Annotated in this window: 17 protein-coding genes; 9 read left to right on the top strand and 8 right to left on the bottom strand. The window is 63.5% G+C overall.

The window, feature by feature from the left end; all coding sequences use genetic code 11:
• From CIC12_RS32685 to CIC12_RS33985, 5 genes are all read left to right on the top strand, one after another.
• Positions 1-530: MurR/RpiR family transcriptional regulator (locus CIC12_RS32685; protein WP_446728063.1), on the top strand; the 530-nt coding region annotated here is incomplete at its 5' end.
• A gap of 164 nt (positions 531-694) precedes the next feature.
• The gene (locus CIC12_RS32680) at positions 695-1,309 is read left to right on the top strand and encodes a GNAT family N-acetyltransferase (RefSeq protein WP_168670695.1); all 615 of its coding nucleotides are present in this window, start codon (positions 695-697) and stop codon (positions 1,307-1,309) included.
• A gap of 221 nt (positions 1,310-1,530) precedes the next feature.
• A complete protein-coding gene (locus CIC12_RS33550; protein ID WP_446728062.1) occupies positions 1,531-1,764 on the top strand; it encodes a hypothetical protein in 234 nt (77 codons plus the stop codon).
• 162 nt (positions 1,765-1,926) lie between these two features.
• A complete protein-coding gene (locus CIC12_RS32670) occupies positions 1,927-2,922 on the top strand; it encodes an aliphatic sulfonate ABC transporter substrate-binding protein (RefSeq protein ID WP_168670693.1) in 996 nt (331 codons plus the stop codon).
• The gene (locus CIC12_RS33985; protein ID WP_446728061.1) at positions 2,919-3,221 is read left to right on the top strand and encodes a hypothetical protein; all 303 of its coding nucleotides are present in this window, start codon (positions 2,919-2,921) and stop codon (positions 3,219-3,221) included. Before CIC12_RS32670 ends, CIC12_RS33985 begins: the two co-directional genes overlap by 4 nt.
• Positions 3,222-3,387: 166 nt before the next feature.
• Here the strand turns inward: CIC12_RS33985 and CIC12_RS32660 are convergent, their stop codons facing one another.
• Positions 3,388-3,942, bottom strand: coding sequence for a putative glycolipid-binding domain-containing protein (locus CIC12_RS32660; RefSeq protein WP_168670691.1), 555 nt, complete (start codon positions 3,940-3,942; stop codon positions 3,388-3,390).
• Between the two features lie 309 nt (positions 3,943-4,251).
• Between CIC12_RS32660 and CIC12_RS32655 the strand changes: the two genes are divergently transcribed.
• The 3 genes from CIC12_RS32655 (at position 4,252) to CIC12_RS33740 (ending at position 6,289) form a co-directional block, all read left to right on the top strand.
• Positions 4,252-5,190 carry an urea transporter gene (locus CIC12_RS32655; protein ID WP_168670689.1) on the top strand — a complete coding sequence of 313 codons (939 nt, stop codon included), beginning with the start codon at positions 4,252-4,254 and terminating at the stop codon, positions 5,188-5,190.
• Between the two features lie 86 nt (positions 5,191-5,276).
• A complete protein-coding gene (locus tag CIC12_RS32650; protein WP_168670687.1) occupies positions 5,277-6,053 on the top strand; it encodes a class II aldolase/adducin family protein in 777 nt (258 codons plus the stop codon).
• Positions 5,999-6,289 (top strand): 4-oxalocrotonate tautomerase, encoded by a 291-nt coding sequence (locus tag CIC12_RS33740; RefSeq protein ID WP_274597595.1) that lies wholly within the window; start codon positions 5,999-6,001, stop codon positions 6,287-6,289. Before CIC12_RS32650 ends, CIC12_RS33740 begins: the two co-directional genes overlap by 55 nt.
• A gap of 178 nt (positions 6,290-6,467) precedes the next feature.
• On the opposite strand, the gene CIC12_RS32640 is transcribed toward CIC12_RS33740, so the two are convergent.
• The 7 genes from CIC12_RS32640 to garD form a co-directional block, all read right to left on the bottom strand.
• A complete protein-coding gene (locus CIC12_RS32640; protein WP_168670685.1) occupies positions 6,468-7,694 on the bottom strand; it encodes a porin in 1,227 nt (408 codons plus the stop codon).
• A 78-nt stretch (positions 7,695-7,772) separates the two neighbouring features.
• Positions 7,773-9,125: a TRAP transporter large permease gene (locus CIC12_RS32635; protein ID WP_168670683.1), complete on the bottom strand. Its 1,353-nt coding sequence runs from the start codon at positions 9,123-9,125 to the stop codon at positions 7,773-7,775.
• Between the two features lie 7 nt (positions 9,126-9,132).
• Positions 9,133-9,612 (bottom strand): TRAP transporter small permease, encoded by a 480-nt coding sequence (locus CIC12_RS32630; RefSeq protein WP_168670681.1) that lies wholly within the window; start codon positions 9,610-9,612, stop codon positions 9,133-9,135.
• Positions 9,613-9,763: 151 nt separating this feature from the next.
• Positions 9,764-10,756: a TRAP transporter substrate-binding protein gene (locus tag CIC12_RS32625; protein ID WP_168670679.1), complete on the bottom strand. Its 993-nt coding sequence runs from the start codon at positions 10,754-10,756 to the stop codon at positions 9,764-9,766.
• A gap of 590 nt (positions 10,757-11,346) precedes the next feature.
• Positions 11,347-12,270: an SMP-30/gluconolactonase/LRE family protein gene (locus CIC12_RS32620; RefSeq protein WP_168670697.1), complete on the bottom strand. Its 924-nt coding sequence runs from the start codon at positions 12,268-12,270 to the stop codon at positions 11,347-11,349.
• Positions 12,271-12,278: 8 nt separating this feature from the next.
• Entirely contained in the window at positions 12,279-13,121 is an 843-nt protein-coding gene (locus CIC12_RS32615) for an NAD-dependent epimerase/dehydratase family protein (protein ID WP_168670677.1), read from the bottom strand.
• 66 nt (positions 13,122-13,187) lie between these two features.
• The gene (gene garD / locus CIC12_RS32610; RefSeq protein ID WP_168670676.1) at positions 13,188-14,777 is read right to left on the bottom strand and encodes a galactarate dehydratase; all 1,590 of its coding nucleotides are present in this window, start codon (positions 14,775-14,777) and stop codon (positions 13,188-13,190) included.
• A gap of 233 nt (positions 14,778-15,010) precedes the next feature.
• Between garD and CIC12_RS32605 the strand changes: the two genes are divergently transcribed.
• Positions 15,011-15,590 (top strand): dihydrodipicolinate synthase family protein (locus tag CIC12_RS32605; RefSeq protein WP_174772288.1); only part of this gene is annotated, 580 nt, incomplete at its 3' end.

Here is a 15,590-nt window from a genome sequence, read left to right as displayed (position 1 = left end):
GCGCGATCCAGCATGTCTACCAGCTCGCGCAAACGCCTGTGTTCGCTCGCGTCGCGCAGCGGATCTCCAACGCCGACGCTGTGTATATCCTCGGCATTCAATCCACGCGCGGCATCAGCAACGCGTTCTACAGCTACCTCGAATACATTCGGCCGCGCGTGTTCTACTCCGATGGCATGTCAGGTTCATACGTCGATTCGCTGAACTCGGAATTCGAGTCGCCGTACTTGATCGTCACCGACACCCGCGCTTATTCGACGGTCGCGCGCCGCTATTGCGAAGCCGCCACCCGCCGCGCCCTGCCGTTCGCGCTCGTCACCGATATTTACTGTCCGTGGGCGCGCGATTTCGACGGCGATCTGTTGCAGGTGAAAACCGATGTCGGCCAGTTCTGGGACTCGCTCGCGCCGCTCACCTGCCTGTTCAATCTGCTGATTTCGGCGATCGTAGAACGGCTCGGCGCAGGACTCGACGAACGCGTGGCCCGCAACCGGCAACTGCAAAGCGAATTCGATCAGTTCGATCTGTGAGGCGCGGGCGTTGCCCCGACCGGCAACAGCAAGAGCCGATTCGCCCTGCGTTTGCTGCGATCCCCCGCCACGTATCGCGCCAATTTTTGACCTGCTTCAAATCGGCGCGCGCGGCGAGCATAGTAAGCGTTTCAGCGGTTTGACCAGCCACGACAGGAACACGGATGAGCACGACCCACACTGCACTATCACCATCAACGGACCCACGAGGCGCCCCCTCGATCCGCGACGCCACCGAAGCCGATCTCCCCGCGATTCAGGCGATCTACGCACATCACGTTCTGACCGGCGTCGCCTCGTTCGAAGAAACCCCGCCTTCCGTCGACGACCTGCGCACGCGGCTCGCGTCCGTGCGCGCTCACGGGCTGCCGTACATGGTCGCCGAGATCGACGGCGAGGTAGCGGGCTATTGCTACGCGACACCGTACCGGCCGCGCGCCGCGTATCGCAACACCATCGAAGATTCGATCTACGTGAGCGACGCCTACCGCGGGCGCGGCCTCGGACGCGTACTGCTGCAGGCGCTGATCGAACGCTGCGAAAGCGGACCGTGGCGCCAGATGGTCGCCGTGATCGCTGATAACGGCAGTGGCGGTTCATTGTCGCTGCACACGCAGTTGGGCTTCGAACTGACCGGCACGTTGAAGGCGGTGGGCTACAAGCACGGCCGCTGGATCGACACCACGCTGATGCAACGCACGCTGGGACGCGGCGACTCGACGATGCCCGATGATGCAACGAAAGAGAGCGCCGGCGGAGCAACCAGCCGACGCGACTGAAGCACCGCGCTGTCGCGCGCAACGCAGCCGTGTTGAAATCGCCGCATGCTCAGGAAGCCGCCTCGCGTTACGGGCTCGCTCGCCGGTTCTCTCGAACCGGCGAGCGCTACGCCGCGCAACGAATACACCGTCGATGAACTCGCGCGCTTCACCGAGACCACCGTGACGCCGATGCACTGCCGCCCGCCGACATGCCCGCACTGGTCGACGCGATCTGGCGCTTGCGCCCGCTTGCCAGCGTGCTGGCAGAAAGCGAAATAAATCGCGCGCTCGGAGAAGCGTGTGGCGATTATCCGGGTGACCGCGTTGCCGCGATCATGGCAAAGAAATTCGGCCATCCGGCCGAAAGCGCGGTCACAGCGCGCACTGCGGTCAAAAAAAGCGAAATGCACACGCCGATACAGCGCTGCATTTTCGCGCGCACGTCATATTCAAATCTGCATTGCTTCGTTTGACCGGGGAGACGTCCATGCGACGATCCCCCAATGCCGCCGCAACGAGTTTCCCGCAGCGTCATCCCGGCACGCGCCGTGCATCGCGCGACGCGGGCGGAGCACGCGGGACACGAGCAGACACCAACGGCACACACTTCAATCGATTGCAATGGAGATCGCCGGATGGCACGTCACCCTCGCTTCACGCTCCACTTCGCCGCCGCGTTGTTGACGGCTTTCACGACCCTGAGCGCAAACGCGCAGACCACGGGCAACAGCAAGGAGCCGGCCAAAGTGCTGCGCATCGGCTATCAGAAATCGGGCTTGCTCGCGGTGCTCAAAGCGCAAGGCTCGCTCGACGACAAACTCAAGCCGCTCGGCTATGCCGTCAAGTGGTTCGAATTCCCAGCCGGGCCGCAACTGCTCGAAGCGCTGAACGCCAACAGCATCGACTTCGGCTATACCGGCGCGCCGCCAGCGGTGTTCGCGCAAGCGGGCGGCGTGCACTTCGTGTACGTCGGCGCTGAGCCTGCGGGGCGTCATGCCGAAGCCATTCTGGTCAGAAGCGATTCGACGCTGCGCAACGTCGCCGATCTGAAGGACAAACGCGTCGCGTTGCAGAAGGGATCGAGCTCGAACTATCTGCTGCTCGAAGCGCTGAAGCAAGCGGGTCTGCACTACGAAGACATTCACCCGGTTTATCTGGCGCCTGCGGACGCGCGCGCCGCCTTCGAAAACGGCAGCGTGGACGCATGGGTCATTTGGGACCCCTACTATGCATCGGCGCAAGAGGCGCTGAAGGCGCGCATGCTGGTCGACTATGCCGAACTCAACAGCCCACACAACTTCTATGAAGCGACGCGCGAGTTCGCGCAGCAGCATCCCGATGTGATTGGGGCGATTCTCGGGCAGTTGCGCATTGCCGGCGGGTGGGTCAACGCGCATCCGGTGGAAACCGCCGCGCTGATCGCGCCGAAGGTCGGCCTCGATCAGAAGGTGGTGCAGACGTGGGTGCGCCGCTATCCGTATGGCACCACGGCCGTCAGCGACGAGATCGTGCGCTCTCAGCAGGTGGTCGCCGACGCCTTTTACGGCGCCCGCCTGATCCCTCAGAAAATTACCGTGAAGGACAACGTCTGGCACAGCCCGGTGGTCGCGGCGGCGCTGGCCGTGCGGTGAAACGCGCGACACGCCTCGCGACCGGGCACCTGGCGTCGGGCATCTACCCGGCTTCTTGCGTCATCCGTTGCCAGGCTCTCTGGTTCGTGTGGCGCGCGAGCGGCGCCCGCCTGTGGGCGCTGTGGCTGCGCATGACCGAACGCGTGCGCCCGGCGCATGATCCAGCCCAAATGCGCACTGCGATCAACGGGCTGAATCTGTCTCGCGCCGACTTCGTCGACAAGCTGCTGCGGCCGCGCGCGCGTCATGCTCATGCGCCGGTGCAATTCATCGTGCCGGCGCGCGACCGTTATGTCTGACCGGAGCTATCGCTCGGTCTGGAGGGCTGGCTCGGCACGTACGAACGCAGCGAAATAGATGCGGCCACTGGGGCATCCTGCGTGAGCCCGCGCGCATCGCGGCATGCAACGAAGGCTTCGTCAGCCCGCATCGGGCAGAACATGAAGGCCCCGGTCGCGGCGCCGCTCAACGCGCGCGCGGCAGGCGCATGAATAGCGTCGGATAGTCGATCACGAGGCCGTCCTGGTCCACCTGCATATTCGCGGTGAAGTTGCGGAAGATACCTTCGTAGCGATACTCGCGCTTCAGACTGACGCACGAATACGCCTGCTCGACGCGCGTGACCTGCAAATCCGGCGTCGAGATATAGGCGACCGAAATCGGTTGACGCTCGCCTTCGGCTAGTTGCAACCGGCGGATCGGCAGCGTGTTGGTGAACGGCGTGGCCGCGATATCGATGTCGATGCAGCCTTCGATCCCGCTCAAGACGAGGCCATGACCGTCGCGCCAATGGCCGGCGCCGTCGCCGTACAGTTCCAGTTCGCCACCGCCGACGATCTTCAGCCACGCATGGCGCGTGCGCCATTGCGCGTCGCAGCGCACCGTGTAGTGCAGCCCGTACGCGCGCCCGTAGCGCTGGCCGACCACCACGCTCTCCACCGCGAAGCCGTCATCGTGTGCGTCGAACGTTAGATGTTCGATGCCGTCGCCCTCTTCCGAGGCCCACCTTAATTCACGCATCAGCCTGTCTCCTCGCGAAAGCGGCGCGGCCTGCGCGCCGGGCTCATATCGTAGCGTGAATGCCGGCTAGCGGGTCACCGACGATTGTTCGTCGTGCACATGTGCGGCCCCGCAAATAGCCACTATCAACGCGCGACGATGTCCGAGTGCGCATAGCTGGCCTATGCTCGCGGTTTGCACTAGCTAGGGCCGGCTCGTTTCGTTGCGGCCGAACCTGCGTGCGCGAGCGGCGCAGACCGTGCAAGCTCGCGCGGCGAAGCCTCATCGACATTCCGGCACTCCGACACTCAATCGAACCACCGTCAACCCATGCACGCCGCCGCGACCGACGCTCCCTGCGCCGCCTTGCGCACACTGTTGCGCAGTCTGGGTCAGATCGTGCTGCAACCGAATGCGTTCACCGGCGCGTGCCTGCTTGCCGCGTGGTGGGCGGCCGGGCCGCGCCTTGCGTGCGCGGCGCTGATGGGCGCGGTCGCGGCCAACGTGAGCGCCACGCTGGCCGGCTACCACGACGACGACACCCGTGCCGGACTGCACGGCTTCAACGGTGCGCTGGCAGGACTCGCCGCCTTCAGCTTCATCCGCGACGCCGCGACTGCAACCGCCGTCGCGATTCTCGCCGCGACGGCCACCGCGTGGCTCGTGGGACCGTGGTCGCGCTGGCTGCGCGCGCGTGGACTGAGCTGCCTGTCGAGCCCGTGTCTGATCGTGACATGGTGCTGGCTGCCTATGATCACGAGCGGCGCGCAGCCTGTGAGCCCGGCCTCGTTGCACCCGCCAGGCTTCGCCCAATGGAGCGGCGGTGTGCTCGCGAGCCTCGCGCAAACCAGCTTTGGGTCGGGTGCGTTAGCGGGTTCGCTGGTGTTGACCGGAATCGCCGCGGCATCGCGTCGGCATGCACTATGGGCGCTCGGCGGCGCGACGCTCGCGAGCACCGCGCATCTTCTGCTCGGCGTAACCCCGCACTCGTTCGACGCCGGCCTGCTAGGATTGAACGGCGCGCTCACCGCACTTGCGCTCGTCGATAGCGGTGTCGTGCCGATGCTCGGCGGCGTGGCCGTGTCGATCGCGCTGCAAGCCGCGACCGCCCGCTTCGGCTGGCCGGCGATGACCGCGCCCTTCGTACTCGCGACGTGGTGCGTGCAATGGCTCAGACATCGCGGCACGCGGGGCGCTGCCGCAGACGAATCGGTGGAATGCACTGAAAGCGCTCAACTGGTCACGACGCCAGTCACTCACACGAATTGACACGCGGCCGCCGCATTGCGCGCAGGCCGGCACACGCCGACGACGAGCGGCATGGCACCGACACGAGGCAACCTCAGGAGACAGTCATGTCGTTCACCCACACCCCGGCCGGCCGCGTGGCCGACTCCGGCCCACTTTCCGACGCGGAGCGTCAGACCCGCATCGACCTGGCCGCCGCGTATCGCCTCGCGGCGCTCAACGGCTGGGACGATCTGATCTACACGCATATCTCGGCGAGCGTGCCGGACGAACCCGGCCACTTCCTGATCAACCCGTTCGGTCTCGCGTTCGACGAAGTGCGCGCGTCGAACCTCGTGAAGATCGATATCGCCGGCAACATCGTGGGCGCGAGCGAATACGCCGTGAACGCAACCGGCTTCGCGCTGCACGCCGCCGTCCACGCGGCGCGCGCCGACGCGTTCTGCGTCATGCATCTGCACAACACGGCGGGAGTCGCCGTTTCCGCGCAACCGGCCGGCCTGCTGCCCGCCTCGCAACACGCGCTGCGGTTCTACGGGCAGCTCGCGTATCACGACTACGAAGGCCTCGCATTCACACCGGCCGAAGGCGAGCGTCTCGTCGCGAATCTCGCGGACAAGCCGGCCATGCTGCTGCGCAATCACGGCACACTGACAGCCGGACGTACGGTCGCCGAAGCCTACGTGCTGATGGCCACGCTGCTGAAGGCCTGCGAGATCCAACTGCAGGCGCAGACCTGCGGCACGGCGCTCGTCATCCCGAACAACACGGTCGCCGCACGCACGGCGGCGCAACTGTACGACGGCGGCGCAATAGAAGGCGCGCTCGAATGGCCTGCGCTGCTGCGCAAGCTCGACCGGCTCGATCGCAGCTATCGCGACTGAAACCGAGCCACGCTCATCTCAATCTCATTGCTCAACGGAGTCATGTCATGCCCACGTTTCACATCGAACTATTCGAAGGCCGCTCGCTGGAACAGAAACGCCAGTTTGTCGAAGCGATCACCAAAGCGACGTGCGACTCGCTCGGCGTCGAACCGAATTCGGTGGACATCATCCTCACCGACGTGAAGCGCGAAAACTGGGCAACCGGAGGACGTTTGTGGGCAGACGCCGAATAGCGGCGTGAGAGACGTTCTTGCGGCCGAACGCGCTGGCGGGACCAACGCGCGCGACGCCGGAAAGGCCTCGCACCGCCGAAAAGTTACGCGCTTTGCGCGCGTAACTGTTGTTGCTCAACAACGCATTTCTTCAACGCGTTGCCGTGGCGGCCTGCAAAACGCCGCCACGACTACCCGATCAGAACTTGTGGATGATGCCCACGCCGACGGCAATCTGGCTGCGCGACGAAGACGGCGAACCGTTCTGAGCGTCGCCGACACTTGCCGTTGCGTCGATGATCGTGCGGCCGTTGCCCGCGAGCGTCTGGCCGTTAGCACGCTGATACGCTTCCAGCGCATACAGGCCGGTACGCTTGGACAGGCTGTAGTACTGCGACAGGTTGAACTGGTTGTAGCTAGCCGTGTTCGAAATGCCGTTCGACGAAGTCGCACGGGTGTAGCTATAGCCAGCAGCCAGGTCCAGCGCCGTGATCGGCTTCCAGTGCAGCACTGCGCCGCCCGTATTCCAGATTTGCGTGTCGTGGAAGAACGAGCTCGAACCCGCAGCGTATTGAACGTTCGAGTAAGCGAACGAAACGTCCCACTGCGAATTGAACGCGTAGCCACCCGTCACTGCAATGCGCTGCTGCTTCGCTGCCGTCTGGAAGCCGTTGTTGATTGCCGAGACCGCCGGCTCTGCGCCGTTGTTCGACATCGCGGAATTCCAGTTCACAGCGGCCGGGCTGGTGGTGGCGATCCCCGCATTGTCGATGCGCTGAATACCTGCTGCGATGCCGATCGGGCCGTTCAGGTACTGTGCTGCCACGCTCCAGACCTGGCCAGCGGAGAAGCTGCCCGCGTTGCCGCCCAGCGAGTACGAACCGCTGATCGTCAGCCCGCGCATGCTCGGCGACGTGTAGACCAGTGAGTTGTTGGCGCGGTACAGCGTATCCAGCGAGTCGATATCACCCGGATGTGCGCCGTATGCACCGGTCAGCCACGTGGTCGGGCTGTACGGCGACAGCAGCGTGTAGTACGACGTGTACTGGCGACCCGCCGTCAGCGTACCGAACGTGCCATTCGTCAGACCCACCCATGCCTGGCGGTTGAACGCCAGACCCGACACGCCTTGCGCGCCGGTTGCGCTGTTAAAGCCCTGTTCCAACTGGAAAATCGCCTTCGTGCCGCCGCCCAGATCTTCCGAGCCCTTCAGGCCGAAACGGCTGCCCGCCCAGATGCCGTTGATCATCTTGACTTGCGAGGAACCACCTGCGGACGGCCTCGCCGATCCCACTGCGCTCAGCGTCGTCGAGCTGTTCTGATAGCCGATACCCGTATCGACGATACCGTACAGCGTCACGCTGCTTTGTGCATGCGCGCCGAGGGCGACCAACCCGATGGCCGAACCAACCAGTGCCTTTTTCATTTCTACTCCTGTTAAAAATTCTATTTTTTTGCGGCCTTGTGCGAGCGCCGCTGAGTGTGGGCTTATACGTTTTTTGAATCAGAACACCGGGTGTCCGTTGATCAGACTTGGCAACCACGTCGAGAACCACGGCACATACGTCACGATGTTGATCGCGCTGAAGATAGCCAGGTAATACGGCCACGCCACCTTAGTGGTTTCCCCGATCGACACATTGCCAATTGCGCACCCAATGAATTGCACCGAGCCGATCGGCGGGTGCACGAGACCCAATGCGCAGTTCAGCAGAATCATGATGCCGAACTGCACGGGGCCCACGCCGTTGTGCATCGCCATCGGCAGGAACAGCGGCGTGGTGATCAGGATGTGCGCCGCCATGTCGACGAACGTGCCGAGAAAAACCTGGATCACGTTGATGTACAGCAACATCAGCCAGGGCAGCGTCGTCGCGCCGTCGAGCATGCGTTCGATCGCGTCCGGAATTTCCAGGAAGGCCATCTGGAAGCGCAGCATGTTCGACACGCCGATCAGCAGCAGCACCACGCCGGTCGTCTTGGCCGCTTTCGACAGTGCATGACCCAGCTTGCTCAGCGTCATGGAGCGGTACACGACGACCGTCAGGATCAGCGAGTACGCCACGGCGATCGCCGCCGCTTCCGTCGCGGTGGCGATGCCGCGCGCCACGCAGAACAGAATGATCGCGATGACCATCAGACCCGGCACCGCGCCGATGAACGTACGCGCCACCGCCATCCAGCCCGGGAAGCGCTGCACGCCGGTCGAGCCGTCGGGTCGGCGCGGATAGCCGAACTTGACCGCTTGCCAGTACGCGGCGATCAGCACGAGGCCCATCACCCACAAGACCGGCAGCAGCCCGGAGAACAGCAGATCGCCGATCGACACGCCGCTCATCTTCACGCCGTTCAAGGTGCCGGTGATGCCCTGCGCCGCGAACGCGTAAATGATCATGTTGGTCGACGTAGGCATCAGCGCGCCCGCCAGCGACGAGTGCGTCGTGACGTTGACCGCATACGCCGCGCTGTAGCCTTCGCGCTTCATCAGCGGGATCACCACGCCGCCCATTGCGGACGTGTCCGCCGTCGGCGAACCCGATACGCCGCCGAACAGCGTGCACGCGACCACGTTGGCCATGCCGAGGCCGCCGCGGAAATGCCCCACCGTGGCCTGCGCGAAACGCAGAATCCGGTCCGCGATGCCACCGTGCAACATCAACTCGCCGGAGAAGATGAAGAACGGGACCGCGAGGAATGAGAACGCGTTCATGCCCGAGATCATCGACTGCATGGCGGTGGCCGCCGGCAGCCCCTCATACAGATACGTCAGGACGCACGAGAGTCCCAACGCGAACGACACAGGCACCCCTAGAAAGAGGAAGACGAGAAAACTGATGGAAAGAAGGGCGAGTTCCATGATTGTTCTATTTGTGTTTCTTTTCGAAGAGAGCCAGCAGATGCTCGAACGAGAACAGTGCGATGCAGATGCTGGCGACGACCGGAATGCAGTACCGCAGTGCTTCTGGCAAACCGAGAATCGGAATCCGGTCTTCCCTCGTGGTGATCGCCATCTCCAGACAACCGAAGAAAACCGCGACGGCAAACGCGATCAGGCAAACATGCTGAATCCCCGTTGCAACCGTCCGGCCTTTCTCCGACAACTTGTTGACCAATGAGTCGAGGCCGATATGGCCGCGTTCGCGCACCTTGAGCGCGGCGCCGAACATGGCGATCACGATCACCAGCAGTAGCGCGATGGGCTCGACGAAATCGGGTGCGTCGCTAAAGACATAGCGCATCACGACGCTATAGATCACCAGCAGACACAGCGTGGCCAGACTTGCCGAGGCCACGACAGTCAGCACGCGAAAGAGAAAATCATTTGGGCGTTTCAAGAAACTCATTGACCCCGTCCTTGCTCACGACAGATCTGTCTTTAATATTTGCAACTGTGTCCGACTGCGCCGGCTCGGGACGCCGAGCGCGGCGGAAAAGCCCGCAGAACTTCCTGCAAGCTGTTTCCGCCGCTATCGCCGCCTGTGCGGCACGCGAACCTTATTTGATTGCCTGGATCTCGTCGACGAGCTGCTTCATCTGCGGGGTCTTTTCATACTTCGCCCACACCGGCTGCATCGCCTTCACGAAAGCCGCACGATCGACCTGCGACGAAGCGACGATCGTCGCGCCACCCTTGGTGACCGTCTTGCTCGCATCGGCTTCGCGCGCGGTCCACAGCTTCTGGTAGTAAGGCACCGAGTCAGCCGCGGCCTTCTTGATGATCTGCTGTTGTTGCGGCGTCAGCGTGTCCCACACCTTCTTCGAGAACACGAGCACTTCCGGCGTCATCGAATGCTGGGTTTCGGAAAACACCGGCGCGACTTCGAAGTGCTTGGTTTCTTCGTACGACGGGATGTTGTTTTCCGCGGCATCCACCAGACCCGTCTTCAGGCCCGTGTACACCTCGGCGAACGGCATCGGCGTGGGCGTGCCGCCCATCGCGCGGATTTCGTCGACCATCAGATCGGACGGCTGCACGCGCACCTTCAGGCCCTTCATGTCGGCGGGCGAATGGATCGGCTTCTTCGTGTAGATCGAACGCGCGCCGCTCTCATAGAACGTCAGCGCGATCATGCCCTTCGCCGAGAAGGCGTCGAGGATCTTCTGGCCTTCCGGGCCGTACATCACTTTGCGGAAATGGTCGATGTCGCGGAACAGGAACGGCAGCGACGGGATCATCGATTCAGGAACGATTTCGTTGAACGCGGCACCGTTGGCGCGCGCCATGTCGAGCGCGCCGATGCGCACCTGATCGATCGTGTCGTTTTCGGAACCCAGCGCGCTGTTGCCGAAGACCTTCACGGAATCCTTGCCGCCGGTCGCCTTGTTGATTTCCTCGCCCATGTACTTGACGGCCATGTTGGTCGGGTACGTATCGCCATGCACGTCCGAAACGCGGAACGTGCGCGCTTCTGCCGACGCGGCGCTGAACGCCAGCGCCGCGGCTGCGACGATCATCGAAACACGGGAAGAGACAAACTTCTTGTTCATCGTGACATTCCTTGAAAAATAGACCATCCAATCGATTGCGGATGCGACATGGTTTGCTGCGTCTCCTGGCTCGACACTCACCGCCCCTTGCGGGTAGCGAGTGGATTGCCGTACTGGTCTGCGCAACATCCCCGGCACAGATAGCCAGCACTCCTGTCAGACAACTTGCTTCTTTTACTTCGATTACTTCGGCGCCCTCACGTGCATGTGCACATGTAGGGAAACCGCCTTGCTATCCCCTTGCCATCCCAAAATTCAAAGAAAGGAATCTGTTTGGGCTTATATGTTGTACGACGACATACGAAGTCTATAAAACGCGTTTTGACTTGTACAGACGGTATTTACCCGCAGAATTGACAGCCTCGGTATCGATGACCTACTTGGGGTCCCGACGAGCGCCCGCGCCAGCGGCAGGAGAAATGGGGAGGGAAGTACAGCGCGTCAGGACGCCCGGTTTTTGCTCAGAAATCCGCGCCGAACCGTGGTCTGTAGGCCACATTGTTGTACGACGAGTGATGAATCAGAAGGCAGTGGGATGACTGGCGCCGGGCCGAAGTGCGTGCCGGCGCCAGTTTTCGTGCGGGTCCGGCTTACAGTTCGCCCGCGAATTCGGGCTCGGGCAGCCCGGCCACACCGGGACGCACGGCGAACACATGGCCGTCGTGCTCGCTCGCGCGGGCTCCCGGATGGATCGAGGTGACGAATAGCGTGTCGAGCTTGCTGCCACCGAACGCGCACATGGCCGGCTTGGTCGGCGGCACCGGCACCTGGCGGTCGAGCCTGCCCTCCGGCGTGAAGCGCAGCAGCAGCCCCGCGTCGTTCGCGCAGATCCAGTAGCAGCCGTCCGCATCGACCGCCGCGCCGTCGGGACGGCCCGCATGGTGATGCAGATCCGCGAACACGCGCCGGTTGCGCGGCTCGCCCGACTCGATGTCGTAGTCGAACGCCCAGATCAGCCGGTGCAGAGGATGGGAGTCGGACAGATACATGGTCTTGCCGTCCGGCGACCAGCCGAGGCCGTTCTGCGTGATCAGCGAATCGACGACCGGCGCGGACAGCACCCCGTTCGCGTCGAAGCGATACAGCGCGCCGGCGGGATTCGCCGCCGCCATGTCCATCACCATCGTGCCGGACCAGAAGCGGCCCTGGCGGTCGCAACGGCCGTCGTTAAAGCGCATGTCGTCGAACGGAAATTCCGGCGCCGCGAGCTTGCGCCCCGCGACCGCCTCATTGCCCGCATCCCGTGCCGCTCCAGCCGACGCGTCAGGTAGCGTAACCGCGAAGAGCCCCGTCTCGCAGCCGGCCAGCACCGTGCCGCGACGATCGAATGCGATACAGGCGACCTTCTCCGGCAACAGCCATTCGGCGCGCCGGCCGGAATCGACCTGCAGCCGCACGATCTTCTGCGCCGGGATGTCCACCCAGTAAAGCGCCTGTTCCGCCGCGCGCCACACCGGGCTTTCGCCCACCGACGCGCGCCCTGCGGCGTCGAGCCGCTCGACGGGCGCATTCATCGTGACGCTCACCGTTTTGGCTCCATCGGACCCGCCAGCACGAACGGGCCGCCCTGGAAGCGCTGGGTCGGATCGTCGAACTGTGTGTCGGGGGCGCTAGCCGGGAACAGATGCTCGAATTGCGCCGAGCTGTCCTGCGCACGGAAGCCGAGGAACGCGGCCTTCTTGTTGTCTACCCACGAGATGCGGTTGTCCGACACACCGTAGATGATCGCGTGGCCGACGCGGTTCGTGAACAGCGAGCAGCGCACCAGTTCGATGAAGTCGCGATAGCTCAGATACGTGACGAGCATGCGCGGGTTGCGCGGCTGCTCGAACGACGAGCCGATGCGCAGACACACCGTCTCCAGACCAAAGCGGTCGAAGTAATAGCGCGACAGCGATTCGCCGAAGCACTTGGTCACGCCGTACAGGGAGTCGGGGCGCAACGGCGCGTCGGTATCGACCACCGAGGTCGTCGGATGGAAGCCCACCGCATGGTTCGAGCTCGCATAGATGATGCGCTTCACGCCCTGCTTCTGCGCCGCCGAGTACAGGTTGTACAGACCGCGGATATTGGCTTCGAGCAGGTCTTCGAACGGCGCTTCGACGGAAATGCCGCCGAGATGGACCACCGCGTCCACGCCATCGAGCAGCGCGTGCACCGCGGCTGCGTCGGCGAGGTCGACGACGGACGCTTCTTCGTGCTCCGCCACTTCGCCAAGCGGCGCGATGTCGGACACGCGCACGACGTCGGCCCACGCGGCGAGCGCGCCGCGCAATTGCTTGCCGAGGTTGCCGGCGGCGCCCGTCAGGAGCAGTCGGCGGAAAGGTTTCTGTGCCGCAAAGCGGTCAAGGTTCGAGTCGGTCATGTCTTTCTGTTGATGTGATTGCGATCGGATCAGCCCGGCGGCGCGGGCACGCCGCGCCGCCCGAAATCAGGTCACCGGCGCCGGGTTGAACAGCGTCAACGCATTGTGCAGCTTGAGCTTTTCGGCGCAGGTCTCTTTGCGCCCGCTGGCGACGTCGAGCATCAGGCGGAACAGTTCCCAACCCACCTCTTCGATGGTCGCCGCGCCGGTCGCGATCGTGCCGGCGTTGACGTCCATCAGGTCATGCCAGCGGCGCGCGAGGTCCGAACGCGTCGCGACCTTGATCACGGGCACTTCCGCGAGGCTGTACGGCGTGCCGCGGCCCGTGGTGAAGACGTGCAGGTTGATGCCCGCGGCGACCTGCAGCGTGCCGCAGATGAAGTCGCTCGCGGGTGTAGCCGCGTAGATCAGCCCTTTCTGGCGAACCTTTTCGCCGGGCGACAACACGCCGGAGATCGCCGAGTTGCCCGACTTGATGATCGAGCCCATCGCCTTTTCCACGATATTCGACAGGCCGCCCTTCTTGTTGCCGGGCGTGGTGTTGGCGCTGCGGTCCGCGCCGCCGCGCTTCAGGTAATCGTCGTACCACTGCATTTCGCGGATGATCGCCGCGGCAACTTCAGCGTTGGCCGCGCGCGCCGTCAGCTGATCGACGCCGTCGCGCACTTCGGTGACTTCGGAGAACATCACGGTCGCGCCGGCCCGCACCAGCAGGTCGGTCGCGAAACCCACGGCCGGGTTCGCCGTCAGGCCGGAGAACGCGTCGCTGCCGCCGCACTGCACGCCGATCACGAGATCGGACGCGGGGCAGGTTTCGCGGCGGCGGTTATTCAGGCGCTTCAGATGACCGTCGGCCATGCGCATGATCGACTCGATCATCGACTGGAAGCCGACGTGCGATTCGTCCTGCAACACCACCACGTCGCCATTCGCTTCAGCCTCGACATCGCCGATGTCCGCGACTTCGGCGACATTCGCAGCCGCCGCGATCGGAATCGTGCCGGGCGGCATCAGGCGCTCGGGCTGCAATTTTTCGCAGCCGAGGCTGACCATCATCACCTCGCCGCCGAAATTCGGGTTCAGCGCGATGTTGCGCACGGTGCGGATCGGCACCATCGCATCGGGCGCGTCGATCGCCACGCCGCAGCCGTAGGTGTGGCCGAGACTCACCACGTCGTCGACATTCGGGTAGTTCGGCAGCAGTTCGGCCTTGATGCGGGTGACCGCATGCTGGACCACGTCGGCCACGCATTGCACGGTGGTGGTGATCGCGAGGATGTTGCGCGAGCCGACCGAGCCGTCCGCGTTGCGGTAGCCCTCGAACGTGTAGCCCTCGAGCGCGGGCATCTCCGGCGCCCTGATCGTGGCGATCGGCAAATCTTCGAGTCCCGGCGGGCTCGGCATGCGGATCACGTGTTCGTTGATCCAGCTGCCCTTGGGCAGCGCCTTGAGCGCGTAGCCGATCACCACGTTATAGCGGATGACCTCGTCGCCCTCGGCCAGATCGGCCAGCGCGACCTTGTGCCCTTGCGGCACGCGCTCGCGCAGCGTCAGACCATCAGGGAAAACGGCGCCCTCACCCAGCCCGCCGTCGTTGACGACGATCGCGACATTGTCATTGGGGTGAACGCGAATGTAGAGCGGAGATTGTTCCATTGCATCGATCCTTATGGCGCTTTTGGCACGATCGCCTGCTACGCCGGCTATTCATACGTCATCCTACAACATCAAAGTTTGCGCGGACGTTCCGTATTTACCCTATAGCGTGCATTATGCCGTGAAAACCCCGTTGAGTTACGCGTTTTGTTGTTGTACGATGACGTATAAGAAATCTCCATTTCGACTGAACTACGACCAATCGACTCAAAACTGGCACCTGGATATTCATCATGACGACACCGCAGGAACTCAAGCAGATCGTTTCGGAAGGCCTTCTCTCCTTCCCCGTTACCGACTTTGACGCACAAGGCGAATTCCGCGCCGACACGTACGCAGAACGCCTCGAATGGCTCGCGCCGTACGGCGCGTCGGCACTGTTCGTCGCTGGCGGCACGGGCGAATTCTTCTCGCTGACGCATAACGACTACTCGAACGTGGTGCGCACTGCAACCGAAGTCTGCAAAGGCAAGGTGCCGATCCTCGCCGGCGCCGGTGGCCCGACGCGCGTCGCGATCGAATACGCGAAGGAAGCGGAGCGCCATGGCGCGAACGGCATTCTGCTGATGCCCCATTACCTGACGGAAGCTTGCCAGGAAGGCATCGCGGCGCATGCGGAAGAAGTCTGCAAGGCCGTGCCGAACATGGGCGTCATCATTTACAACCGTGCGAACTCGAAGCTCAACGCCGACATGCTCGAAGGTCTGGCGGAGCGCTGCCCCAACCTGATCGGCTTCAAGGACGGCGTGGGCGAGATCGAAAACATGGTGACGATCCGCCGCCGTCTGGGCGATCGCTTCTCGTACCTCGGCG

The sequence above is a fragment of the Paraburkholderia sp. SG-MS1 genome (assembly GCF_012275575.1).
Classification (GTDB): Bacteria; Pseudomonadota; Gammaproteobacteria; order Burkholderiales; family Burkholderiaceae; genus Paraburkholderia.
This window is presented reverse-complemented; position numbering and strand designations above follow the sequence as displayed.

What these genes read in the sequence shown, in the direction of transcription:
- CIC12_RS32680 (WP_168670695.1), top strand. Translation starts at nt 695, where the DNA reads ATGAGCACGACCCACACTGCACTATCACCATCAACGGACCCACGAGGC.
- CIC12_RS32670 (WP_168670693.1), top strand. Translation starts at nt 1,927, where the DNA reads ATGGCACGTCACCCTCGCTTCACGCTCCACTTCGCCGCCGCGTTGTTG.
- CIC12_RS32660 (WP_168670691.1), bottom strand. Translation starts at nt 3,942, where the DNA reads ATGCGTGAATTAAGGTGGGCCTCGGAAGAGGGCGACGGCATCGAACAT.
- CIC12_RS32655 (WP_168670689.1), top strand. Translation starts at nt 4,252, where the DNA reads ATGCACGCCGCCGCGACCGACGCTCCCTGCGCCGCCTTGCGCACACTG.
- CIC12_RS32650 (WP_168670687.1), top strand. Translation starts at nt 5,277, where the DNA reads ATGTCGTTCACCCACACCCCGGCCGGCCGCGTGGCCGACTCCGGCCCA.
- CIC12_RS33740 (WP_274597595.1), top strand. Translation starts at nt 5,999, where the DNA reads ATGGCCTGCGCTGCTGCGCAAGCTCGACCGGCTCGATCGCAGCTATCG.
- CIC12_RS32640 (WP_168670685.1), bottom strand. Translation starts at nt 7,694, where the DNA reads ATGAAAAAGGCACTGGTTGGTTCGGCCATCGGGTTGGTCGCCCTCGGC.
- CIC12_RS32635 (WP_168670683.1), bottom strand. Translation starts at nt 9,125, where the DNA reads ATGGAACTCGCCCTTCTTTCCATCAGTTTTCTCGTCTTCCTCTTTCTA.
- CIC12_RS32630 (WP_168670681.1), bottom strand. Translation starts at nt 9,612, where the DNA reads ATGAGTTTCTTGAAACGCCCAAATGATTTTCTCTTTCGCGTGCTGACT.
- CIC12_RS32625 (WP_168670679.1), bottom strand. Translation starts at nt 10,756, where the DNA reads ATGAACAAGAAGTTTGTCTCTTCCCGTGTTTCGATGATCGTCGCAGCC.
- CIC12_RS32620 (WP_168670697.1), bottom strand. Translation starts at nt 12,270, where the DNA reads ATGAATGCGCCCGTCGAGCGGCTCGACGCCGCAGGGCGCGCGTCGGTG.
- CIC12_RS32615 (WP_168670677.1), bottom strand. Translation starts at nt 13,121, where the DNA reads ATGACCGACTCGAACCTTGACCGCTTTGCGGCACAGAAACCTTTCCGC.
- garD (WP_168670676.1), bottom strand. Translation starts at nt 14,777, where the DNA reads ATGGAACAATCTCCGCTCTACATTCGCGTTCACCCCAATGACAATGTC.